The 21,942-nt window shown below is 45.0% G+C and carries 19 protein-coding genes; 9 read left to right on the top strand and 10 right to left on the bottom strand.

The window, feature by feature from the left end; translation table 11 throughout:
- Positions 1 to 26: 26 nt before the first annotated feature.
- From manA to L3V30_RS07435, 4 genes are all read left to right on the top strand, one after another.
- Positions 27 to 1,262 carry a mannose-6-phosphate isomerase, class I gene (manA, locus tag L3V30_RS07420; protein ID WP_237308611.1) on the top strand — a complete coding sequence of 412 codons (1,236 nt, stop codon included), beginning with the start codon at positions 27 to 29 and terminating at the stop codon, positions 1,260 to 1,262.
- A 350-nt stretch (positions 1,263 to 1,612) separates the two neighbouring features.
- Positions 1,613 to 2,875 carry a hydroxymethylglutaryl-CoA reductase gene (locus L3V30_RS07425; protein WP_237308612.1) on the top strand — a complete coding sequence of 421 codons (1,263 nt, stop codon included), beginning with the start codon at positions 1,613 to 1,615 and terminating at the stop codon, positions 2,873 to 2,875.
- Between the two features lie 406 nt (positions 2,876 to 3,281).
- Positions 3,282 to 4,850, top strand: a complete 1,569-nt coding sequence (locus L3V30_RS07430) for a DUF1800 domain-containing protein (protein ID WP_237308613.1) — start codon at positions 3,282 to 3,284, stop codon at positions 4,848 to 4,850.
- A 9-nt stretch (positions 4,851 to 4,859) separates the two neighbouring features.
- Positions 4,860 to 6,185 carry a DUF1501 domain-containing protein gene (locus L3V30_RS07435; RefSeq protein WP_237308614.1) on the top strand — a complete coding sequence of 442 codons (1,326 nt, stop codon included), beginning with the start codon at positions 4,860 to 4,862 and terminating at the stop codon, positions 6,183 to 6,185.
- Between the two features lie 86 nt (positions 6,186 to 6,271).
- On the opposite strand, the gene L3V30_RS07440 is transcribed toward L3V30_RS07435, so the two are convergent.
- On the bottom strand, positions 6,272 to 7,366 hold the full coding sequence (locus L3V30_RS07440) for a ketoacyl-ACP synthase III (RefSeq protein ID WP_005394577.1): 1,095 nt from the start codon (positions 7,364 to 7,366) through the stop codon (positions 6,272 to 6,274).
- Positions 7,367 to 7,528: 162 nt separating this feature from the next.
- Between L3V30_RS07440 and trxC the strand changes: the two genes are divergently transcribed.
- Both trxC and L3V30_RS07450 read left to right on the top strand, forming a co-directional pair.
- The gene (trxC, locus tag L3V30_RS07445; RefSeq protein ID WP_005394579.1) at positions 7,529 to 7,963 is read left to right on the top strand and encodes a thioredoxin TrxC; all 435 of its coding nucleotides are present in this window, start codon (positions 7,529 to 7,531) and stop codon (positions 7,961 to 7,963) included.
- 176 nt (positions 7,964 to 8,139) lie between these two features.
- On the top strand, positions 8,140 to 9,300 hold the full coding sequence (locus L3V30_RS07450) for an MFS transporter (RefSeq protein WP_237308615.1): 1,161 nt from the start codon (positions 8,140 to 8,142) through the stop codon (positions 9,298 to 9,300).
- 49 nt (positions 9,301 to 9,349) lie between these two features.
- Here the strand turns inward: L3V30_RS07450 and L3V30_RS07455 are convergent, their stop codons facing one another.
- Together L3V30_RS07455 and L3V30_RS07460 are read right to left on the bottom strand one after the other, a co-directional pair.
- Complete coding sequence (locus tag L3V30_RS07455; RefSeq protein WP_005394584.1) at positions 9,350 to 9,739, bottom strand: nitrous oxide-stimulated promoter family protein; 390 nt, start codon at positions 9,737 to 9,739, stop codon at positions 9,350 to 9,352.
- A gap of 13 nt (positions 9,740 to 9,752) precedes the next feature.
- Positions 9,753 to 10,262, bottom strand: a complete 510-nt coding sequence (locus tag L3V30_RS07460) for a GNAT family N-acetyltransferase (RefSeq protein ID WP_237308616.1) — start codon at positions 10,260 to 10,262, stop codon at positions 9,753 to 9,755.
- Positions 10,263 to 10,398: 136 nt separating this feature from the next.
- Here L3V30_RS07460 and L3V30_RS07465 point away from each other — a divergent pair, with 136 nt between their 5' ends.
- Positions 10,399 to 10,590 carry a DUF2986 domain-containing protein gene (locus tag L3V30_RS07465; RefSeq protein ID WP_005376066.1) on the top strand — a complete coding sequence of 64 codons (192 nt, stop codon included), beginning with the start codon at positions 10,399 to 10,401 and terminating at the stop codon, positions 10,588 to 10,590.
- A 49-nt stretch (positions 10,591 to 10,639) separates the two neighbouring features.
- Here the strand turns inward: L3V30_RS07465 and L3V30_RS07470 are convergent, their stop codons facing one another.
- Complete coding sequence (locus tag L3V30_RS07470) at positions 10,640 to 12,811, bottom strand: TonB-dependent receptor (protein WP_237308617.1); 2,172 nt, start codon at positions 12,809 to 12,811, stop codon at positions 10,640 to 10,642.
- Between the two features lie 89 nt (positions 12,812 to 12,900).
- Entirely contained in the window at positions 12,901 to 13,638 is a 738-nt protein-coding gene (locus L3V30_RS07475) for a siderophore ferric iron reductase (protein ID WP_237308618.1), read from the bottom strand.
- A 420-nt stretch (positions 13,639 to 14,058) separates the two neighbouring features.
- On the opposite strand from L3V30_RS07475, the gene L3V30_RS07480 reads away from it, so the two are divergent.
- A complete protein-coding gene (locus tag L3V30_RS07480; protein WP_005394592.1) occupies positions 14,059 to 15,390 on the top strand; it encodes an anaerobic C4-dicarboxylate transporter in 1,332 nt (443 codons plus the stop codon).
- Between the two features lie 88 nt (positions 15,391 to 15,478).
- On the opposite strand, the gene L3V30_RS07485 is transcribed toward L3V30_RS07480, so the two are convergent.
- Entirely contained in the window at positions 15,479 to 15,967 is a 489-nt protein-coding gene (locus L3V30_RS07485; RefSeq protein ID WP_005394594.1) for an NYN domain-containing protein, read from the bottom strand.
- Positions 15,968 to 16,084: 117 nt separating this feature from the next.
- On the opposite strand from L3V30_RS07485, the gene L3V30_RS07490 reads away from it, so the two are divergent.
- A complete protein-coding gene (locus L3V30_RS07490) occupies positions 16,085 to 16,525 on the top strand; it encodes a DUF4174 domain-containing protein (RefSeq protein ID WP_012842228.1) in 441 nt (146 codons plus the stop codon).
- Positions 16,526 to 16,538: 13 nt separating this feature from the next.
- Here the strand turns inward: L3V30_RS07490 and cobA are convergent, their stop codons facing one another.
- The 4 genes from cobA to nirB all read right to left on the bottom strand — a co-directional run bounded on the left by cobA (position 16,539) and on the right by nirB (position 21,417).
- Entirely contained in the window at positions 16,539 to 17,297 is a 759-nt protein-coding gene (gene cobA, locus L3V30_RS07495; protein ID WP_237308619.1) for a uroporphyrinogen-III C-methyltransferase, read from the bottom strand.
- A gap of 173 nt (positions 17,298 to 17,470) precedes the next feature.
- Positions 17,471 to 18,319, bottom strand: coding sequence for a formate/nitrite transporter family protein (locus L3V30_RS07500; RefSeq protein ID WP_046875392.1), 849 nt, complete (start codon positions 18,317 to 18,319; stop codon positions 17,471 to 17,473).
- Positions 18,320 to 18,515: 196 nt separating this feature from the next.
- A complete protein-coding gene (gene nirD / locus L3V30_RS07505; protein ID WP_046875391.1) occupies positions 18,516 to 18,839 on the bottom strand; it encodes a nitrite reductase small subunit NirD in 324 nt (107 codons plus the stop codon).
- 13 nt (positions 18,840 to 18,852) lie between these two features.
- Complete coding sequence (gene nirB, locus L3V30_RS07510; protein ID WP_237308620.1) at positions 18,853 to 21,417, bottom strand: nitrite reductase large subunit NirB; 2,565 nt, start codon at positions 21,415 to 21,417, stop codon at positions 18,853 to 18,855.
- Positions 21,418 to 21,942 lie beyond the last annotated feature (525 nt).

Here is a 21,942-nt window from a genome sequence, read left to right on the forward strand (position 1 = left end):
CGGAGGGTTAACTATGGGAAAAATTCATGAATTTGAACACTATTTCATCGCATAGCTTCTTTCAAATGAACAACAAAATCCAAAACTACGCTTGGGGAAGCACCTCTTCTATTCACGATTTGTTTGGCTTTTCTAACGAAACGAATGAGCCTCAAGCAGAAGTATGGATGGGGACTCACCCAAACGGCTGCTCTGAAGTTCAGATTGAGCAAAACACGCTGCCTTTGTCTGAACTGATCAAACAAAACCAACCCGCTTACTTATCAGCAGAAACCGCAGCGAAATTTGGCGACCTGCCCTTTCTGTTTAAGATCTTAGCGGCCGAACACGCACTGTCGATTCAAGTTCACCCAAGTAAACAAGATGCTGAAATAGGTTTCGAAAAAGAGCAAAGTGCTGGCATCCCACTAAACGCGAGCCATCGTAACTACAAGGATCCAAATCACAAGCCTGAGTTGGTATACGCATTGACAAGTTACCAAGCCATGAACGGTTTTCGCTCGTATGCCGAGATTATTGAGGCATTTAGCCTTTGTGATATCGATGAGCTACGTGCGCCATTAGATGCATTCAAACGCGAAATCAACTCACAAGGTTTGCGAGATTTCTTTGTGCACATTCTGACCATGGAAGGCGAAACGAAAGAAAGAGCACTGAAACAGCTTCTTACCCACGCTTCACGTCAATCGGAGCAAAGCACTGACTCGGAGCAAGGCACTGACAGCGACGTTTACCAGCTCATCTTGGATCTATCCACACAATACCCCGACGATGTCGGCTTGTTTGCGCCATTACTGTTGAATGTCATCACGCTGCAACCTGGCGAAGCGATGTTCCTGAGCGCAAGAACGCCACACGCTTACATTAAAGGAACGGGATTAGAGATCATGGCGAACTCAGATAACGTTTTGCGTGCAGGACTCACGCCGAAACACATGGATGTTGAAGAACTGGTTAAATGCACAGACTTTGTGCCTAAGCCGTTTGAAAGCCTTGTTCTTGAACCCAATGCAAATGGTTGCCAGAGCCTTTACCCCGTTCCAGTCGCAGACTTTAGTTTCAGCATTCTTAACCAACCGAATCACGACGTGGTTGAGGCAAACAGCGCAGAGATTTTGATGGCGATTGATGCCGAACTGACACTCATCAGTGATAACGGTGAGACGTTAACCGCCGCGAAAGGACAATCTGTATTTGTTCCTGCTTACGTTGGCCATTATCGCATTCAAAGTGCGGGACGTGTGGCTCGCGCCTTCAACTAGTTTTTGAACAACTGATTCAAACTAGCGTCTGACCCAAGGGACTGGGTTAGACAATTTATTCCTTTCATAGATTGAGCCAGTCCGCTTTTAAGGTACTCATGCTTACACTTTTTCGACTCAAATCCGCAGCGGCCTAAGCCATCTAAGTTCTCTACCCCCGATTCTTCTGTTCACTACAGCACTCATTGTCAAAACCCATTTATTTCTGGTAAATCCTCCGCTCCAATATCAAATTACTTGGATAACAAACGCGCTCACACAGTGGTATTTGTTGCAAAACGTATAATCAACGTTGTAATCAAAGCCCCAATCACTACAATCTCTGGTTCGATTTTTCAGTTAACGTTTGTATGCCGAAGTTAAACCAAGATAACCCTGTTCAAAGCTCCGCCCTTTCCGATATCGAAACCAGCAGTAAGATTCAATCGGCATTAGAACCGAAGTTTCACAAGCCAGAGAAACGTCTCTGCTTAAGCCCTGGCCTATCGGATAAGCATTTGGCGCGCCGTTGGCAAGTATTGGAACAAGTGACCAATAAAGATCATCTTCTTGATACTTTCACACAGTCACATTGCGACGCTTACTCCAACAACATCGAGCACTTCATTGGTACTGTCAATGTGCCGGTCGGCATCGCAGGTCCTTTACGCGTCAACGGTTTGTATGCGAACGACGACTTTTTGGTTCCGCTCGCAACGACAGAAGCCGCGTTAGTCGCTTCCTACAACCGTGGCGCAAATCTTATTACCGCTGCTGGTGGCGCGAGCGCATTGTTGCTGAGTGAAGGGGTGAGCCGAACGCCAGTGTTCGCCTTTAATAACCTTGCCGATGCGGGTCAGTTCGTCAGTTGGGTTGTGACCCAGTTTGACGCATTTCGTCAAATAGCGGAATCCACCACCTCACATGGCAAACTCAAAGACATCAATGTAAATATCGAAGGAAACCACGTTTATTTGGTCTTTGAATACGTGACCGGTGACGCTTCCGGACAAAACATGGTGACCATCGCAACAAACGAAGTGTTCCATCATATTTTGGCGACCAGCCCAATCAAACCAACGCAAGCCTTCTTGGATGGCAACTTATCAGGCGACAAAAAACCAAACGCGCACACGCTGCGCTCGGTACGCGGTAAGAAAGTATCCGCCGAAGTGACCATTCCTGCTGAGTTAGTGGAAAAATATCTGCATACCACGCCAGAGTCTATGGTTCAATTTGGCAAAATGACCACGGTGGGTGGTTTACTCAGTGGGACGATTGGCGTAAACGCGCATTACGCGAATGCCCTTGCCGCGCTGTACATTGCGTGTGGTCAAGATGCCGCTTGCGTTGCAGAGTCTGCCATTGGTATCACTCGTATGGATGTGGACGCTCAAGGCAACTTGTACGCGTGCGTGACCTTGCCAAACATCATGGTTGGCACGGTTGGCGGGGGCACTAGCCTTCCAACGCAAAAAGCATGTTTGGATATTTTGGGTTTGCACGGCAACGGCAATGCGAAAGCCTTAGCCGAAGTCGCAGCTGCGCTTTGTCTGGCTGGCGAACTCTCGATTGTTGGCGCATTTTGTGCCGATCACTTCTCCCGGGCTCACCATAAACTTGCTAGAAAATAATCCTTTTACTTTGTACAAGAGAACACCCATGCGGTTTTCTCTTGTGCCAATAAAACAACTTTATTTATTAGCTCATAAATTAGTTTGAGTTATATTGCAGACTTAATGATTGCATCACTCTCACGTTGACCGCATTATTGCAGTATCACCACACATTCCTCGCTATATCACTGTTTGACCCTATTCTCACGCGATATTAAATATCAGTACGTTACCTAAATAAGTATCAAAAACATCTAGCACTAAAGTACCAAATTCATAGATTGAGTTTTTTGTTAGTCACTTATAGAGACTATACTCGTTCCTGCAGCTGCTTGATTTTTCTAAATTTATTATTTAGCTCAAATGAGCTTAATCACTCCCGTTAAATGGATTTAAGTCGTTCCCTCGGGTAAGCGAGTTAACTATGAGACGTCAGAAACAAAATGAAATCTCTTGTTGGGTACTAGGGTTGATTATCTTATTACTAAGTTACGTCCCTTCAGTACCAGCAGAAATGGAACTAACGCCCTCCGATCAAACCGTTGCGCGTTTCCTCTATCAGAGCACTTTTGGGCCAACATCAACATTAATTGATGAGGTAGAAGAAGTCGGGATGGAAAGTTGGATATCTCAACAAATCCACCTTCCTGCCACCTATCATCAACCGCTCTATCGGACACCTTTTTCCAAAGGCGCACAATCCAATCGAGAAAACGCTTGGTATCAAATTGTTATTACCGCTGATGATCAACTCAGACAGCGCATGGCGTATGCATTAAGCCAGATCTTAGTGGTCTCTCGCTATGGCGGTGTCCTTTCCAGTAAGCCCACTGGTCTAGTCGACTACTATGATGTATTGATTGCTAACGCTTTTGGCAACTACCGAGATTTATTATATGACGTTTCCATTCATCCTGTTATGGGCAGCTATTTGTCCATGCTCGGTAGCGCAAAAGAGAACAACACGACGGGTGCATTACCTGATGAGAACTTCGCTCGAGAGTTGATGCAGTTGTTCACCCTAGGCTTGTATGAACTGAATATCGATGGCAGTAAAAAGCTTGATCGTACAACGGGTAAGCCTATCCCCACATATACCCAAACGGATATTCAAGAGCTCGCTCGAGCATTAACTGGGTGGAAAAATGCCGATTTAGCGTTTGTTGAACCGATGCGAGTCATCAGCCACCGACACGATGGTGGCGAGAAACGATTGCTTGGTAACACAATTCCTGCTGGTTTAACTGCGCAAGAAGAGCTTTCAAAAGTGATCGATATTTTGATGTCTCATCCAAACATGGCGCCGTTTGTTTCTAAGCTACTTATCCAACGTTTTGTAACTTCGAATCCAAGTCCGGAATACATCGCACGTGTTGCTTCGGTATTCAATAACAATGGCAAAGGAGAAAAAGGAGATTTAAACGCGGTCATTCATGCCATCTTGCTCGATTCTGAGGCTCTAGGCATGACAGATACCCCGCCAATAAAAGTGAAAGAGCCAATACTGGTCCTAACTAATTTTCATCGAGCAGCGGGTTTTACAATCAAATCTACACGTTACGAAGACGCTACTACGATGATGAATATCGCCAATCAAGGACCTCTTCGTTCTCCTTCCGTATTTAATTTTTACTCTCCTGACTACCAACCATCTAACGAGTTTACGGAGTCTGGTATTAGCTCTCCGGAGTATGAGCTACTGAACTGGTCTGTTTATACCGATTTGGTCAACTATATGTTGACCAGCACTCGCAGAGGCGGCGGTGATTCCTACACTCTCGATCTCGGCGAGTTTTATCTTCTTTTGGATGATCACGATGCCTTAGTCGAGCTGGTTAACGCACGCTTCTTTGCTGGAACGGCCTCGGCGGAATTAAAAAAACTCATGCTCACCGTGTTAGATGAATATCGTGAGGACTATGTGCCAACAACAAAGCTCGCCTTGGTGATTTTTACCGCCATTTCCGGCGATGAATTCTATATTCAGGATTAGGAGTGGATTATGGATATTTCACGACGAAATTTTATAAAAAGCACTGCATCGATGGGCGCTTTAGCTTCGCTTGGTCTACCGGGTTATTCTCTCGCGGCGCCATCCAATGACTTTCGAGCATTGATATGTGTTTATTTAGCAGGTGGAAACGATGCGTTCAACACTGTACTGCCGTTGTCTGACGCGCACTATAACCAATATGCCAAAGTCAGAGGTGCTCTTTCTGTCGCTAAAGACGACATACTCCCTATCAATTTGCGTACCGCCGATAGCTCGGATAATCTGGTAGAACTTGGCTTACACCCCAAACTAAAGGCGCTGTCTTCAATTTTCGAACAAGGCGATGCCAATATCGTGCTCAATAGCGGCATTCTCAACCATCCCGTTACAAAACAAGCGATTGAGCTAGGTGAAGCGTCACTTCCCGAGCAACTGTTTTCCCACAATTCACAAACTGACGCTTGGTTACTTGGTGGTATGCAAGAATCTAGCAACTTGGGTTGGGCAGGAAGAATGTTGGACGTATTAACTTCTGAATCAGAAATAACACCACTATACAGTGTGCACGGGAACTCGCTTTGGTTACGCGCGATGGAACACCGCCAAACCGTGCTGAAAAAAGACCGTGCGGTTCAGCTTACCGCGATTGATAACCCGCTATACAAGGGGATCTATGACCAACTGCTTTCTCATCAAACAAAGAATCCGTTTAGTGGTCACTTTAATTTGATGGTTGATGAGTCGATGATGATGAGCCGTGTGCTAAGCGAGCAACTCAATCATATTGATGACGCGCCGCTGTTCACCTCATCAACACTTGGCAAGCAGATGCAAACCGTCTATAAATTGATCGCAAGCCAAGATGTGTTAAAGCAACAACGACAAGTCTTCTTCGTTAAACACTCTGGCTACGACCTACACGATTCTCAATTAGTTCGACACCCCATACTACTCGAAGATCTAGCAACTAACCTCTTAGCAATGTATCGTGCGATTGAAGGGTTGGGGCTAAACAAGCAAGTCACCTCTTTTACAATGTCTGACTTTGGTCGACGGATGACAAGCAACGGTAACGGCACCGATCACGGTTGGGGTGGTCATCAACTATTGATTGGAGGCGCAGTGAATGGTCAGCGAGCTATCGGCACATGGCCTGAACTAGTATTGGGCGGAAACGATGACTATTCTCAAGGTCGACTCATACCCCAAATTGCAGCTGATCAAGTAGGCTCAACCCTCGCGCAATGGATGGGCGTGAGTGATAACGCGGCATTGGAATACGTGTTCCCGAATATCCGCAACTTCGCTAATTCAAACCTTGGCTTTATGGCTTAAGCTGCTTTAATAAGCTCTTAATTAACGTGTCATGAAAAAGGGAGCATTTACGCTCCCTTTTCAATATCATTTCCGCTGAGTGTCCGTTACGCTTCGTCGCGACGGCGCTCGTTACACAGCTTAATGGCACGCTCAAGCAATTCTAGCGCGGATTGCTCACATTCAGGCAGAGCCGCATCACTTTCACCAATTGGCGTTACGCGGTCACCCCATTTCAATACTGCCGCACCCCATGTCAAACCTGCACCAAATGCAGCAAGAAGCATGTTATCACCTGGGTTAACTCGGCCTTGCTCTACCGCTTCACATAATGCAATTGGCACCGTCGCTGCAGAAGTATTACCGTAGTTTTGGATGTTCACAAACGCTTTGTCGTGTGGGATCCCAGATAGGTCACATAGGGTTTGAATAATACGAATATTCGCTTGATGAGGAATAACAACGTCGATTTGGTCGGTAGTTAACTGTGATGCTTTAAGCACGGTTTTCGCAGCTAGCCCCATGCCTTTTACCGCACGTTTGAAAATTTCTTGTCCTACGAAGTTGAAATCCCAGTAACCGTTGTCTTCCGCAAAACGGTCCATACAAGTACCAAACTTTGGTACGGAAAGAATATCGCGACCTTTAGCGTCACAACCAATTTGAGATTGCAGTAGACCCGTTTCTTTTTCTGTTCTTGATAACACAACGGCGCCCGCGCCATCACCAAATAGAACAGCGGTATCTCGCATGGCCCAATCGATGTAGAAAGACAATCTTTCCGCGCCAATAATGATCGCGTTGCGATAGTTACCTGATTGAATCAAACGTGTGCCCGTTTCAAGGCCGTAGACAAATCCCGTACATGCGGCATTTAAATCAAAGGCCGCCGCAGAACGAATGCCCAAGTTCTGCTGTATTTTAGATGCGATGTTTGGAATAAGTGAATCCGGAGAACAAGTCGCCACAATGATTAAATCAACGTCGCTTGCGTCAACGCCCGCGCGCGCCAATGCGTGTTTGGCAGCAACGGTTGCCATGTCTGAAGTATTTACATGGCTAATACGGCGGTTTTCGATACCGGTGCGGGTACGAATCCACTCATCTGAAGTATCAAGGAAAGTGCTAAGATCATCGTTAGAGAGCACGGCAGGAGGAACACATTTCCCCCAACCTGTAATTTCAGCGTAGTAATTTGTCATCGCAGACCTATTTATTGTTGTATTTTAATAAAATTTCTTAGAACCTTAGGCTCAAATACAAACCTGCTCTGCGTTATTTCGGCAGGTTAAAAAATAAGTATACAAATAATGAGGCTGACTGGTAAGTCATGTTTTCATCAATACGTAATAAAGGAAGAAGTCATGTCATCGTTTAAAACTCGCTGCCCTTCATGCGGCGGTCTGAATCGTGTCCCTAATGAGCGTGTTGCAGAGTCTGCAACTTGCGGTAAATGTAAAAGTGCACTTTTTGATGGCGCGCCTATCGAAGGAACGCAAGATAACTTTTCTGCCCTATTACAAAGTGATACGCCTGTTGTCGTCGACTTTTGGGCCCCTTGGTGTAATCCGTGCGTCGGTTTTGCCCCTGTTTTCTCGGATGTCGCTCATGAACAAGCAGGAACGGCTCGTTTTGTAAAGATTGATACAGAAGCACAACAAGCGCTCGCTGCACAATTTGGCATTCGAAGCATTCCGACCATCATGGTTTTCAAGAACGGTCAACGCGTTGATATGATCAATGGTGCGCTACCTAAAAGTCAGTTTGATCAATGGTTAAATCAAGCACTTAATAAGTAATTCTCCACGCCAACCTCACTGGTAGGTTGGCGTTTTTATGCAACTTATCGACCTATCTATTTAACAAATATTATTTGTCGAAACGACTTAAATTAATCATTTTACTTACCTAACTATTAGCCTCATATTCGCGCCGAATAACCCATAGATTTCATTTAACTTATAGGCGCAAAACAGTGGAAAACACAGTCGTTCCTGCAGCATCACCACGAGTTACAGTTCCAGTCGTCGCACTGTCTCTTTATGCGGTGGCTTCGGGCTATTTAATGAGCTTGATCCCTCTCATGCTCGGTGAATACAACATCTCAGCAGATTATGCGAGTTGGTTGGCGAGTGTTTTTTATGGCGGCTTATTGGTCGGCGCGATGTTTATTGAACGTGTCGTGCGTCAAGTTGGTCACCGCAAAGCGTTTATTGGCTGCTTAGCGGCATTCTCGCTAACGATTGTCACGCTACCCGTTTTTGCTAATGGGTTAGTGTGGCTTGCTGCTCGTTTTATCGCAGGTATTGCCGTTGCGGGCGTTTTTGTCATTGTTGAATCTTGGCTAATGTCTGGCGACGAAGCATCACGTGCAAAACGTTTGAGCTTGTACATGCTATCGCTTTATGGCGGTTCTGCATTAGGCCAATTTGGCATTGGTGTACTTGGCGTCAGTGGCGGTGTTCCGTTCATTGCAATTACAACGCTGATCCTAATGGCGATGTTGGTGCTGATGTTTATTGAGTGTGAACAACCAAACAACCATGAATCAACCGCTTTGTCATTTAAGCAAATTGCCAAGCTAAACCATGCTGCAATTATTGGTTGTGTTGTATCAGGTTTGACCTTAGGCGCGATCTACGGATTAATGCCTGTTGAGCTAACTAACCGTAAAATCAACCATCAAGACATTGGTACATTGATGGCACTAGTGATCCTAGGTGGCATGTTGGTTCAACCAATGGTGACCACATTGAACAAATACATGAGCCGCACAGTGCTAATGGCGTTCTTTTGTATTTTGGGTATTTTTTCGATCGGTTTGACCTTTATTTCATCGTCAGCCGTGGTATTAGCTGCTGCTTTATTCTTTTTAGGTGCAGCTACTTTTGCCTTGTACCCAATTGCGATCAACTTAGGTTGCGAAGGACTTGATGAGCGCTTTATTGTCTCTGCGACACAAGTCATGCTGTTTAGCTACAGCATTGGCTCTGTTGCTGGCCCGGTTGTCGCTGATAAATTTATGGGCCAAGAACATGGCTTACTAGGCTACTTGTTTGCCGCTTTAGTTGCGACTGGCGTATACATGCTACTTGCAGCGAGCAAAACTAAGCAGCGTATGGCCGCTGGCCTCTAACCACGCAACTTCTACTCAACGAAAACGAGGGCATGTCGCCCTCGTTTTTTTATTCTTCGCTTTTTTGTTTAGATAAACGTTTGTGACGGTTTGACGCGTTCGCTGCAGGTTTTTCCGGTACCGCGCGCTTTTCATGAAGTAAATGACGAACCGCCAAGATGGGATGTTTCAGTAGCATTCTGGGGCCAGAGTAACGCATGACCAAACGCATTTGCTCTTTCGGGTCCGGTTTATAACAGTGAATCGGACACTTGTTACACGTAGGTTTATTCTCTCCATAAGGACAACGGTCAAGACGAACTTCTGCGTATTCAAGCAGCTCACGACATTCTGAGCACAAGTCACTTTTTGTACCATGGTGATCGTGACAGTAAACCTCTACCATGGCTTTTACCGTCTTAAATTCAGTGGCGAGCTTGCCAAGTAAAATATCGCTCATGAGCTTCCAAAAATCACAACGTCATTGTGTAAAGTTCTAACGTTCGACCATTATCGTATTGCTGCTCAACTCGTTCAAACTCAAAGCCCAGTTTTTTGAGCAAACTTATACTACGAATATTGTCATTGTTGGTGATGGCAGCCAACTTATCGAGTTTCATTTCCCCTCGAGCATATTCCAGCACCACGGTTGCCGACTCGACTCCGTAGCCGCAACCATAAGCAGAAGGTAAAAAACCATACCCGAGATCGTAGTGTTGCAATGTGTCACGCTTAACTAGCCCACAAATACCGATCGGCCGTCCATCGTCCTTTTTCTCTACTAAGAGTAAACTCACGCCTTTAACTTTTTGCATGCGTAGCATGTTTTCTTTTATATAACGCGCCGCTTCATATTCAGTACGAATTTGTTTATCTCCGACAAAACGGTAAAAGTCTGGTTGGTTATAAAGTTCTAATATGAATGGTGCATCATCTACACTCACAAGACGTAGTATCAAACGTTCAGTGATCAGTGTTTTCATTTGGACTCCATTAAAACGCGAGAGATGATTGGACATAGAAACGTACTTGAATCTTGCGACCGACGTAAGGGCTTATTTAGTTGTAACTTGATAAAAAAATAACTATCCTGCCCCGCTAAATTAAAGGACCACCACCATGAACCGCAAGAAGAAAATCAATCAGATCTTAAAAGCGAAGCAGAAGAAGCACAACGCTAAGCTACATAAGAGCAATAAGCCGCGTTATATCTCCAAAGCTGAACGTGCAAAAATGGAAGCTGAAGAGCAAAACCAAGCTTCAGAGCACACGGAAAACGTTGTAGACACAGCGCAGACAGATCAAGCCTAAAAGAAAAGCCGCTTTAAGCGGCTTTTTTGATACTCGAAGAGAGTTAGCTTTAGTATTCAACACTGTAGTTCAGTGTGAATGTGCGACCTCTTCCTTTGTAGTCGTACGCTGCTGCATCGTAGTGTGCTGCATAGAGAATCTGCGCACGTTGACCCCAGGCGGTTGTGTAGTCTTCGTCAAATAGGTTTTGAATACCAAAGCCTAACTGCCCAACAGGTAGTTTTACATTACCCAGAAGATCAAACGTGGTGTAGCCCTCCAACTTATTGTTGGCGTCATCTTCGTAATCAAACATCGTCTGACTTTGTAGACGAATCGAGTACGAATCTTGGTAGTATGCAGCCCATGCATTAGCCTTAGACGTACTGGCTTTACCTGCGCTCAAATCTTCCCATTTACCATCGGTTTTCAGCTCAGAAACTACGTAGTGTCCTGATGCCCCTAACAGGATATCGCGGGTCACCCAGTAATTGATGTTTGCTTCTGCACCGTAAACACGCTGCTCGTCGTCAACATTCGTAATCAACAACGTTTTTCTATCATACTTGATGGAGTTGTCTGAAAGCGAGTAATAGCCTGCCGCCTGAAGCGCAAGAGAGTTGGTATCAAGACGGTAACCGATCTCATAGCTGTCCGTTTTAATGCCTGACATTTTTGAGTCAGACACATTAATGCTGTTGTTCAACGCATAGTGCCCGTTTGCATCCACAGCGTCATAGCTGCCTTGACCATAGTACTTCGCAGGGTCAGCAAGTTCGAAACCTTGGGAGAAGTTTGCCCAAAGTTGAGATTCATCATTAAGCTGATAAATGGTGCCCAAATTAAACAGACTTACAGAGTAGTCGGTGCTGCCACCTGGTACCGCATCCGCTGATACGCCATTACCCAAGGCAATCTTCTTTTGTACGCTATAGGCAACAAAGTCATCAATCTTGTTGTCCATGTATTGATAGCGGTAGCCTGCTTGAACGGACCAATCTTGATTAATTTGATAGTCACCTTGAACAAACATTGCGTAAGACGTTACATCTACACCTGGGTAACGACCAACTTCGGCGTACGTTTTATTAATCAAGTTTCCAGAGTTGTTTGCAATGCTTGGATCGAATAGAGCTTGATTGCTCTCAAAACGGTCTAAATACGCATCAACACCATAAACAAGGTTGAATGATTCCCAGTTTTTTGCCAGTGCCAAACGTCCAGCAAAAACCTCTGTCTTTTGCTGAGAAGCACCTTGGTAATAAGGAGTAAACGTTTGGTCTTCACTTCGGTAAGACAACTCGCCAATCAGTTGATGGTCGAATACGCTGTCGTGAGCGTAGTTCGCACTTAAGAGAACTCGCTCTGTACCGTGTTCACGATCGGAATCGAATCCCTCTCGTACATCAACAAATTTATTGTTAACAATGTACAAGCCGTATGGCGAATCTTGCTGGCTGTCATAGTATTGTGCGACAAGGTTTAACTTGCTGGCATCGGAGATTTGAATCTCTGTCGATCCCATCACATCGAGCGTCGAGTTGTATTGCAGAGATCCTTGGGAGATATCTGGCGTGACAATGTCGCCATTTGCGTCAAATGCACCTTGTGTCTCGGTGTACACAACCGAACCCCTAGCGGCAATTCGCTCATTACCACCTGAGATAGACTGAGCTAGTTTGTAATCAAAGTCATCGCTGCTGTTAAAGCCTGAAGTCCCACTCACGTAGGATTCAAATGACAAGTCATCGGAGTAAGCTTTCTTGGTGATAATGTTGATAACACCACCTGTAGCGCCAGCCCCATAAATGGAGGTTGCACCAGATAGTACTTCAATTCGCTCGATGTTGAATGGGTCAATCGCATCAAGCTGACGACTAATTGGGCGAGAAGACTGCAGTGAGACACCATCAATCATCACCAACATCGCTCTGCCACGCAGGTTCTGGCCGTAGTTAGTTCGACCACCCGTACCAACGTCTAACGAAGGAATGGTCGCAGAAAGAATGTCACCAAGTGTCTTGCCCGCGCGATATTGCTGGGCAATTTCCTCTTGCCCTACAAACCAAACCGTTCCTGGAATATCAGAGATCGATTTCGGCATCACACTGCCCACGACCACCATTTGTTCATCACTTGGTGTTGATGTTTGTTGAAGTTCTTCCGCAGCTATTGAGCTAACTGCGTATCCACTGCTCATCGCAAGTACGATGAGATTAAGAGAAAACGTCCTTTTTATCATTGTATTTATCTTTTTGTTGTCAACAAGAGCATGCAATGATACTTATTCTCACTCTCAAATCGAGCACTGTTACATAAGTTAACCAAATGTTAATTAGGATTATGCTTGCTAATAAGCTGTCGATTTTTTTCTAAACGAGGACAATCTTCACAAAGCTTTCTGCCTTCACACTTATAGACTAAACAACAGCTTTTTCTGACCAATTTGAGCGGCTGATCCAGTGATGTCTCATAAAGTGAATGACTATTGTTGGCATCTAAACCCAATGCCTGTAACCACAAGATGGCATGTTCACGCAGTGTCGTGTTGGTCATTTGCGGAAAACGCTGTTGAAGACGAATCAAACAAGCCATGATCCCATCCGACATCAATTGATGAGTGAAGCCTGGGCGAATGCGCGTCCATTGACTCATTTCTTGTTGGTAGAAATCGAACAACTCTCGAATTTGACGTCCGGCCTCTTTTATTAATTCTTCTGGCTTACCATGTATATGTGTTTCGTCAGCGAATCGATATCCAGACACAAAACAAGGCTTGAGTTGCTGCGCCATCTCACGAATGTTTGGCAACGTGTGGAAACCGTAGATAGAAATGAACGCAACATAAACAGGCTGCCAACACAACAAATCCCACGTTCTCGTCAACCAATACGCTTTCCCCGCTTCTGGATGAGCCTCAGACAACTGTTGGTAAAGGCCTTGAATGATCGGATTGATATCGTTTTTGATATGAATAACTTCTTGCCCTATTTCGCCAATATCACCGTGAAGGTAAGGCGTAATCTCACTCGAAGTTTGAAATAGTTGCGGGAAAAATTGCTCAGACATGATGGTTTATTGTTGGTGTAGTCATTCTGACACCTTTATACCCAAGCACTAATCGCAATGCAAACTATTATCCTTTGCGTTTACATAACAAGAGGCTATTCTCATCTGTGGTCTCTGCCTCTATTTTCAAGCTCTTTGCGCCCGTAAGGTCTGCTTACGTATGCGATGAATAGCAACAAACTCTTAAACCTCTTCGCATTTAGCGCTGACATGAACGCAAAAATACACAGCATAAAAACACCCTGATAAAACTGTGTTAACAGTTTCCCTGTGTAGCGTGAGTTATTGCCAATAATTGAATATTGCTGTTTCTTATCCAAAGGAGTGTGAACAACATGAAGTATTTTCTTTCTGAATATCGGGACAATGTAATTAAGTAATTTGGCTATATAGCCCCCTGTTTTGAATAAGGAAATCCACATGTTGTATCTTGAGTTTCTATTTTTGCTCGTGATGCTGTATATCGGCTCACGTTATGGTGGTATAGGCCTTGGGGTCGTATCTGGTATTGGTTTGGTGATTGAAGTCTTCATCTTTAAGATGCCGCCAACCTCCCCTCCTGTCACCGTTATGTTGATCATCTTAGCGGTGGTAACATGTGCATCCATTCTTGAAGCGGCTGGTGGTTTGAAATACATGCTGCAAGTTGCCGAACGTGTTCTTCGTAAAAACCCAAAACGCGTCACCCTAATCGCTCCTTTTGTTACTTACTTTATGACCTTCTTGCTCGGTACAGGTCACGCGGTTTACTCCATCATGCCAATCATTGGCGACGTTGCACTGAAAAACGGCATTCGTCCGGAACGTCCAATGGCAGCCGCTTCCGTCGCTTCGCAAATCGCGATTACGGCCTCTCCAATTTCAGCGGCAGTGGTTTACTACTTGGCACAGCTGTCCGATATTCAACACGAGATCACTCTGCTTTCTATTCTGCTCGTTACTGTACCTGCAACGCTATTCGGTACGTTGCTGATGTCACTTTACAGCCTAAAACGCGGTAAAGAACTGGAAGACGATGAAGAATACCAAGAGCGTTTAAAAGATCCGGTGTGGCGTGAAAAGATCCTCAACACCACTGCAACGTCTCTTGATGAAGTGCTACCAACAAGTGCTCGTAACTCTGTGTTGCTGTTCATCGCGTCTATCTTGGTTATCGTCGTTATCGCGATGTGGCCGGACATTCGTACCATCGTGGATGGCGCGAAACCAATCAGCATGGCCGTTGTGATTCAAATGATGATGCTCTGCTTCGGCGGTATCATTTTGCTTGCAACCAAAACTGACCCACGTGACGTACCAAACGGCGTAGTATTCAAATCAGGTATGGTGGCTGCCATTGCGATCTTCGGTATCGCCTGGATGTCAGATACTTACTTCCAATACGCAATGCCTCAGTTCAAATCTGGCATCGTTGAGATGGTAACCAACTACCCTTGGACGTTCGCGCTTGCGTTGTTCATTGTATCGGTTGTGGTGAACTCTCAAGCAGCAACGGCTCGTATGATGCTGCCTGTTGGTCTTGGCTTGGGTCTGGATCCTGCACTGCTTATCGGCCTAATGCCTGCGGTATACGGTTACTTCTTTATTCCGAACTACCCTTCAGATATCGCGACAGTGAACTTCGATACGTCAGGTACCACTAAGATTGGTAAGTGGTACTTCAACCACTCATTTATGTCGGTAGGTTTGATTGGTGTGATTGGTGCTTGCTGTCTGGGCTACTTGTTAGGACAAATGATCATTCCTTCATAATTAGCCAAATCAACAATAAATTAGAGGCGAGTCATTGTACGTTAGCGTACAGCCTGAATGACTCGCCTTTTCTTTGTCACGTTAGTTATTACAGTAAGAAGTCATCATCAATCGCGACAAAGTTATCTGCACAATCAATCAGAGTTTGGGATGTTAGCTTAGGCACACCATAAACGGTCACCGTTTTATTGAAGCGCTGCTGAATTCGTTCCACTAGCAGACTAAAGTCCCCATCTCCAGAAACGAGAATCACTTCCTCAACTTCAGGGGCAATTTCAATCGCATCAAGAGTAATACCGACATCCCAGTCGCCTTTCGAGCTGCCGTCACGACGCTGAATATAGGGTTTAAGCATTACCTCGAACCCAACACCGCGTAAAATGTGATGAAACTGACGCTGTTTTGGATCGTTACTCGCGATGGCATAAGCACGAGCACTCACCACCTCTTTCCCTTGCGTCGCAACATACCAAAACTGGTTGTAATCAAAATTACTGCGATACGCTTCGCGACAGGTGTAATACACATTCTGTACATCAACCAAAATGGCGATCTTTTGTTTTCTTTCTGAATTCATCTTTTCTACGCTTGATTTATTTGCTGCCTACCCTAAGTCAGTTTTGGTAAAAGCACAATGAGCCAATTCCACTAAACTTAACGTATAAACGGTATTTGGGTTTCTAGGGGAACTGTCATGGGCGGAAAGTTACTAGTGATACTACTTTCTTGTATCTTGTCATCGACAGCATTCGGTTATCCAGCACATTCAAAGTACTGGCCGCATCGGAGTGTGCTTTACTTCGCTCCAGAAAACGATGAATACGTTAAACAATTCTTACTAGAAACACTCATGAATGAGTGCGAGTTGGAAGACAGAGATGTGGTCACATTAGTCATTACAGAACAAGGTTACACGTCTCCAGCTTGGCTCAAAGAAGAGTTTGATTTGAAAATGCTTGCCAAGCTGTATGAAATTGAAAAAGGCTCACATACCGCAATTTTACTGGGTAAAGATGGCCAAGAGAAATACCGATGGGGCGCAGAAACGGATTGGCCATTTATCAACAACTTGATTGATCAAATGCCAATGCGTAAGCAAGAAATGCAGAGACGTCACAGCCCCTGCAAAATCTAACCATTAGACGAACTTATTTTCTAAACCAGTCTAGTTTGTTGTGCAACTGAGTCACGCTGCCAACGACGATCAATGCTGGACTGATCGCTTTCTCAGCCATTTCAGAAAGTTCGTTCAGTTTTCCTTGGAACACGCGCTGCTCTGGACGCGTACCATTTTCAATAATGGCGCATGACATCTCTGGATCTAATCCGTAAGTGATCAGGTTATCCATGATGTGACCGCTTTGCTTCAAACCCATGTAGAACACAAGTGTGTTGTTAGATTGCGCTAACGAATGCCACTCAATTTCGCGACCGTCTTTTTGCACGTGACCCGTAATAAATTGAACACTTTGCGCATGATCACGGTGCGTTAATGGAATACCAGCATAAGCTGTTGCACCCGCCGCCGCGGTGATCCCCGGCACCACTTCGTATTTGATGCCGTATTCTGCAAGCTCTTCTAACTCTTCACCCCCGCGTCCAAAGATGAAAGAATCACCACCTTTTAGGCGCACAACGCGTTTACCTTCTTGTGCTTTTTGTACCAAGATTTGGTTAATTTGATCTTGAGGTACACAGTGAAAATCGAGCTTTTTCCCGACATAAATCATCTCGGCGGATACGTGTGCTAACTCTAGAATCTCTTTAGATACCAATCGGTCATACACCACAACTTCAGCCGCTTGAATGGCTTTCAAACCTTTGACCGTCAGCAAGTCTGGATCGCCCGGACCTGCACCAACTAAATAAACAAAGCCGCTGTTTAAAGATGAGTTCGCAGTAGTCATATCAACGCCTATCGGAAATTTGGATATAAAGAGTAACACTCACGTTATTAACTTAAGGTTCAAACTACTCCAAGGAGTTATTACTTTTTATAGCCAAATCAATACAATATCTATTGAAAGTTAAATGAGTTGAGTAGCCCTACCTACCATAGGTAGGGCCAGATAAAAGCAGTTTATTTTGCGATTGCAGGCTCTGCATTTACTTCTTCTTCAGCATTAATAGAGGGCGCTGTTTTCGCATGAGTTAGGTACAGTGGCAGACAAGTCATTACGAGACCACCAACAATGTTACCTAGAATGGTTGGGATAAGGTTGAAGTTCAACCAAGTCGCGATACCAAAATCCGCACCTAGAATCATACCCAGTGGGAATAGGAACATGTTTACCACGGTGTGCTCGAATACTAGCGCGAAGAAGATGAAGATTGGGAACCACATCATCGCTACACGACCAGATACTGAACGTGCCGTCATGTTGCCGATCACGCCTAGGCACACCATTAGGTTACAGAAGATAGCGCGTACAAAACACGTGATCCATCCGTCCATACCCATGTTTTCAAAACCAAGGCTACGTGCGGTAGAAACTGCCACAAATTTCTTCGCTACTGCGTTCAATTCTAGAGAGAAGTTACCGGTTAGTGAGATAGCCACTAGGTAAGCCACAATTAGAGAACCGATAAGGTTACCCAAGCCTACAAGACCCCAACAACGGAAGATACGACCCCAAGTGATACCCGGACGGTTAGCAAACTTAGCCAAAGGCGCAAGACCAAAAACACCTGTGACAAGGTCGTAACCCATCACACTGAGAATCACAAAGCCCACAGGGAAAACAAGCGCCCCCACAAGGCCAATGCCCGTTTGTACAATCGCGGTAATAGCAACCACCACTGCAAGAGACAGAATAACGCCTGCCATCGTGCCACGAAGTAGAAGATCTCGAGTGCTGGTATTAATTTTCGCTTCACCCACGTTGATCATGGTTTGCACGAATTCAGCAGGTTTAAAGTCTGTAGACATGAATGTGTCCTTATTCAAAATTGAAAGTTAAAAAGTTAAAGATTGAATAGAGAAAGGCTTCCCGTTGACACCCACTGCTGTCGACATCATCTCGCTTCCCTGTTCCCCCAAGATGACGCTTGGAAAGCCTTTGTCTATTGAATCTAAGTACTCAGTGCATTCCCTCCCCTTAAGGAGGAGGGAATGCGAACCAAGCTTATGCAGAAATTTCTACTTCACCGTTGGTTACACGCGTTTTGTACGCTTTCACGTTAAAACGCTCGTCTTCCATACAAGCACCTGTTGTCAGGTTAAAGCGTTGCTTCTTAAGTGGGCTTGCTACCCAAAGTTCGCCTTGGTGCTCACAAATCAAACCGCGAGAAAGCACGTTTGATTGGAAGAACGGGTCTGTGTTGCTGATCGCCAGCACTTCTTCTGCTTGTGTTGGGCGGAATACCGCAACTTGCTGACCATCAACCAGTGCACAAACGCCAGTGCCCGGTACGATGTCGTTGATTTGGCAAATCTTTTCAAATGACATGTTCAACCTTCCCTTATGCTTCAGTGATCGCTACGTGTAGGATGTCGCCTTTCGCTTCAGGATGTTTCTCCGTGAAGGTCGCTGGACGGTGCTGTTCGCGCTCTTGAACAAACACAACATTGTCATCGCGCTTGTCAGAGTTGATGAAGTGTGCGAAACGAGTCAGTTGTGATTCGTCATTGATGGTTGCAGTCCACTCACATTCGTACTCATCTACAAGCTTCGCTACGTCTGCTTCTAGTTGAGCGTTAATGCCAAGTTTGTCTTCAACAATCACTTCGCGTAGGTAGTCAACGCCACCTTCCATGTTTTCCATCCAAACGGATGTGCGTTGTAATGGCGCAGCTGTGCGGATGTAGAACATCATGAAGCGATCGATGTACTTGATTAGCGTTTCTTTATCTAGGTCGCTGGCTAGTAGGTCTGCGTGACGAGGTTTCATGCCGCCGTTACCACAAACGTACATATTCCAACCTGCGTCAGTCGCGATAATACCAAGGTCTTTACCTTGTGCTTCCGCACACTCACGAGTACAGCCAGAAACACCGAACTTCATCTTATGAGGCGTACGAATGCCTTTGTAACGGTTCTCGATGTAAGAACCTAGACCAACAGAATCTTGAACACCGTAACGACACCAAGTTGAGCCAACACATGTCTTCGCCATACGAAGTGCTTTTGCGTACGCTTGACCTGTTTCGAAACCAGCGTCGATAAGCTTGCGCCAGATCTCTGGAAGATCGTCTTTTTGAGCACCGAACAGACCAATACGTTGAGCACCGGTTACTTTGGTGTATAGGTTGTATTCTGCAGCAACGTTCGCTAGTGCACCCAGTGCTTGAGGTGTAACTTCACCACCCGCCATACGTGGGATAACAGAGTAAGTACCGTCTTTTTGGATGTTACCTAGGAAGTTATCGTTCGTGTCGTGAAGCTTAACCAGTTGTGGCTTAAGGATGTGCTCACCCCAGCAAGAAGCTAAGATAGAACCAGCCAATGGTTTACAAACTTCACAACCGTAACCTTTACCATATTTCTCTAGAAGCTCATCAAACGTTTTGATCTCTTCAATGCGGATTAGGTGGAACAACTCTTGGCGTGAGTATGCAAAGTGTTCACACACGTCGTTCTTCACTTCGATGCCAGATTTAGCAAGCTCTGCATTTAGAACAGAGGTCACTAGAGGAATACAACCACCACAGCCTGTACCTGCGCCAGTCACTGCTTTGATGTCGCCCAATGTATGGTGACCATCAGCAACCGCTTGAGCGATCTTGCCTTTGGTTACGTCGAAACATGAACAGATCACTGCGCTTTCTGGTAGTGCATCCGCACCGAGTGCTGGTTTCTCAGCACCTGCGTGTGCAGGAAGGATCAAGGCATCTGGATGCTCTGGTAGGTCGATTTCGTTCAACATCAATTGAAGCAGATCGCCGTAGTCAGATGTATCACCCACCAATACCGCACCGAGCAGTTTCTTGTTGTCTTCAGAAACGATAAGACGTTTGTAAACTTCTTGCTCTTCGTTTTGGTAAACGTAACTCTTACAACCTTCAGTACGACCGTTCGCGTCACCGATTGAACCTACTTTTACACCAAGAAGTTTCAGCTTCGCAGACATATCAGCGCCTTCGAATTTGCTTTCTGTGTTACCTAGTAGGTGATCAACCGCAACGGTCGCCATCTTGTAACCCGGAGCAACAAGGCCGTAGAACATTTCATTCCAAGACGCACACTCACCAATCGCGTAGATGTTCTCATCAGAAGTCTGGCAGTGGTCGTTGATGGCAACACCGCCACGAGGGCCAAGTTCTAGCTCCATTTGGCGTGCCAGTTTGTCTTGTGGGCGAATACCCGCTGAAAATACAATGAAGTCTGTTTCTAACTCAGTGCCGTCAGCAAAACGCATAACGTTGCGAGCACTTTTACCTTCTGGCGCAATCTCAAGCGTATTTTTGCTAGTATGAACGTTCACACCCATACGCTCGATCTTTTGACGAAGTTGATTACCACCAGCAAGGTCAAGTTGCTCAGCCATCAGCTTTGGTGCGAACTCAACAACGTGTGTTTCTACACCCAATGCTTTTAGTGCGCCTGCCGCTTCAAGACCTAGAAGACCACCACCGATAACCACGCCTGATTTGCTGTTTTTCGCACACGCTTCAATCGCTTTTAGATCTTCGATCGTGCGGTAAACAAAACAGTCTTTGCTTTCATGACCTTTGATAGGCGGGACAAATGGGAATGAGCCTGTAGCAAGAATCAGCTTGTCGTATTGAACTTCACGGCCCGTGCTGGAGTAAACAATGCGGTTTTCACGGTTAATGTTAATCGCACGTTCACCGATCAACATATTGATGCCGTGTTTCTCGTAGAAGCCTTCTTTCACTAAAGAAAGTTCATCTGCAGTATGGTGAGAAAAGTAAGAGGAAAGGTGCACACGGTCGTATGCGACACGAGGTTCTTCACAGAAAACGGTAATCTCCATATTAGAGATATCAGCTTTCTCGACTAAGTCTTCAATATAACGGTGCCCTACCATACCGTTACCGATGACTACTAGCTTCAACTTGCTCATTATAATTCCTAAGGGTTAGGTTCTTATCACTGAGCTCATTGTTAATTGTGAAAGAAAATTAATACATGATGTAAATCAATTACAATTTCAAACTACCCTAAAGGGGTAGATGAACGTTTTTATCTTGATATTGAAGAATAAAAGGTAATTTATTAACGGATGTTGGTAGTTTTTACAAAATGAGATAACCGCAGTCATGCTCACAAAGGGCTATACAGTTTTGGCTTTTACAGAATGGCAATGATTGTCGAGTTAAACCACGCTAACGATAAACCCTGCTTTGTTTAAAAACAAAGCATTCGTTTTAACCTAGCCGTTTCAAGGCTATTAAAGGTGAACAACTGAAGTGACTGAAAGTTTTAGAAAAATCAAGTCTCACAACAAAAATCTTTTACTAGCTAAGTCGCACTATAAAGACTAGAATCTGATTTAGTTCATATGGAATAAAATCCATATGATTGATACCGTAATTGACATATAGAGTGCCGTCCCATGTTTGTGAGGCGGCCTTTTATTTGGGAGTCA

Source organism: Vibrio sp. A1-1 (assembly GCF_021728175.1).
Taxonomy (GTDB): Bacteria; Pseudomonadota; Gammaproteobacteria; order Enterobacterales; family Vibrionaceae; genus Vibrio; species Vibrio diabolicus.

What these genes read in the sequence shown, in the direction of transcription:
- L3V30_RS07470 (WP_237308617.1), bottom strand. Translation starts at nt 12,811, where the DNA reads ATGATAAAAAGGACGTTTTCTCTTAATCTCATCGTACTTGCGATGAGC.
- trxC (WP_005394579.1), top strand. Translation starts at nt 7,529, where the DNA reads ATGTCATCGTTTAAAACTCGCTGCCCTTCATGCGGCGGTCTGAATCGT.
- L3V30_RS07490 (WP_012842228.1), top strand. Translation starts at nt 16,085, where the DNA reads ATGGGCGGAAAGTTACTAGTGATACTACTTTCTTGTATCTTGTCATCG.
- L3V30_RS07485 (WP_005394594.1), bottom strand. Translation starts at nt 15,967, where the DNA reads ATGAATTCAGAAAGAAAACAAAAGATCGCCATTTTGGTTGATGTACAG.
- L3V30_RS07480 (WP_005394592.1), top strand. Translation starts at nt 14,059, where the DNA reads ATGTTGTATCTTGAGTTTCTATTTTTGCTCGTGATGCTGTATATCGGC.
- L3V30_RS07475 (WP_237308618.1), bottom strand. Translation starts at nt 13,638, where the DNA reads ATGTCTGAGCAATTTTTCCCGCAACTATTTCAAACTTCGAGTGAGATT.
- L3V30_RS07455 (WP_005394584.1), bottom strand. Translation starts at nt 9,739, where the DNA reads ATGAGCGATATTTTACTTGGCAAGCTCGCCACTGAATTTAAGACGGTA.
- L3V30_RS07500 (WP_046875392.1), bottom strand. Translation starts at nt 18,319, where the DNA reads ATGTCTACAGACTTTAAACCTGCTGAATTCGTGCAAACCATGATCAAC.
- L3V30_RS07430 (WP_237308613.1), top strand. Translation starts at nt 3,282, where the DNA reads ATGAGACGTCAGAAACAAAATGAAATCTCTTGTTGGGTACTAGGGTTG.
- L3V30_RS07435 (WP_237308614.1), top strand. Translation starts at nt 4,860, where the DNA reads ATGGATATTTCACGACGAAATTTTATAAAAAGCACTGCATCGATGGGC.
- L3V30_RS07425 (WP_237308612.1), top strand. Translation starts at nt 1,613, where the DNA reads ATGCCGAAGTTAAACCAAGATAACCCTGTTCAAAGCTCCGCCCTTTCC.
- L3V30_RS07440 (WP_005394577.1), bottom strand. Translation starts at nt 7,366, where the DNA reads ATGACAAATTACTACGCTGAAATTACAGGTTGGGGGAAATGTGTTCCT.
- L3V30_RS07460 (WP_237308616.1), bottom strand. Translation starts at nt 10,262, where the DNA reads ATGAAAACACTGATCACTGAACGTTTGATACTACGTCTTGTGAGTGTA.
- L3V30_RS07465 (WP_005376066.1), top strand. Translation starts at nt 10,399, where the DNA reads ATGAACCGCAAGAAGAAAATCAATCAGATCTTAAAAGCGAAGCAGAAG.
- manA (WP_237308611.1), top strand. Translation starts at nt 27, where the DNA reads ATGAATTTGAACACTATTTCATCGCATAGCTTCTTTCAAATGAACAAC.
- nirD (WP_046875391.1), bottom strand. Translation starts at nt 18,839, where the DNA reads ATGTCATTTGAAAAGATTTGCCAAATCAACGACATCGTACCGGGCACT.
- cobA (WP_237308619.1), bottom strand. Translation starts at nt 17,297, where the DNA reads ATGACTACTGCGAACTCATCTTTAAACAGCGGCTTTGTTTATTTAGTT.
- nirB (WP_237308620.1), bottom strand. Translation starts at nt 21,417, where the DNA reads ATGAGCAAGTTGAAGCTAGTAGTCATCGGTAACGGTATGGTAGGGCAC.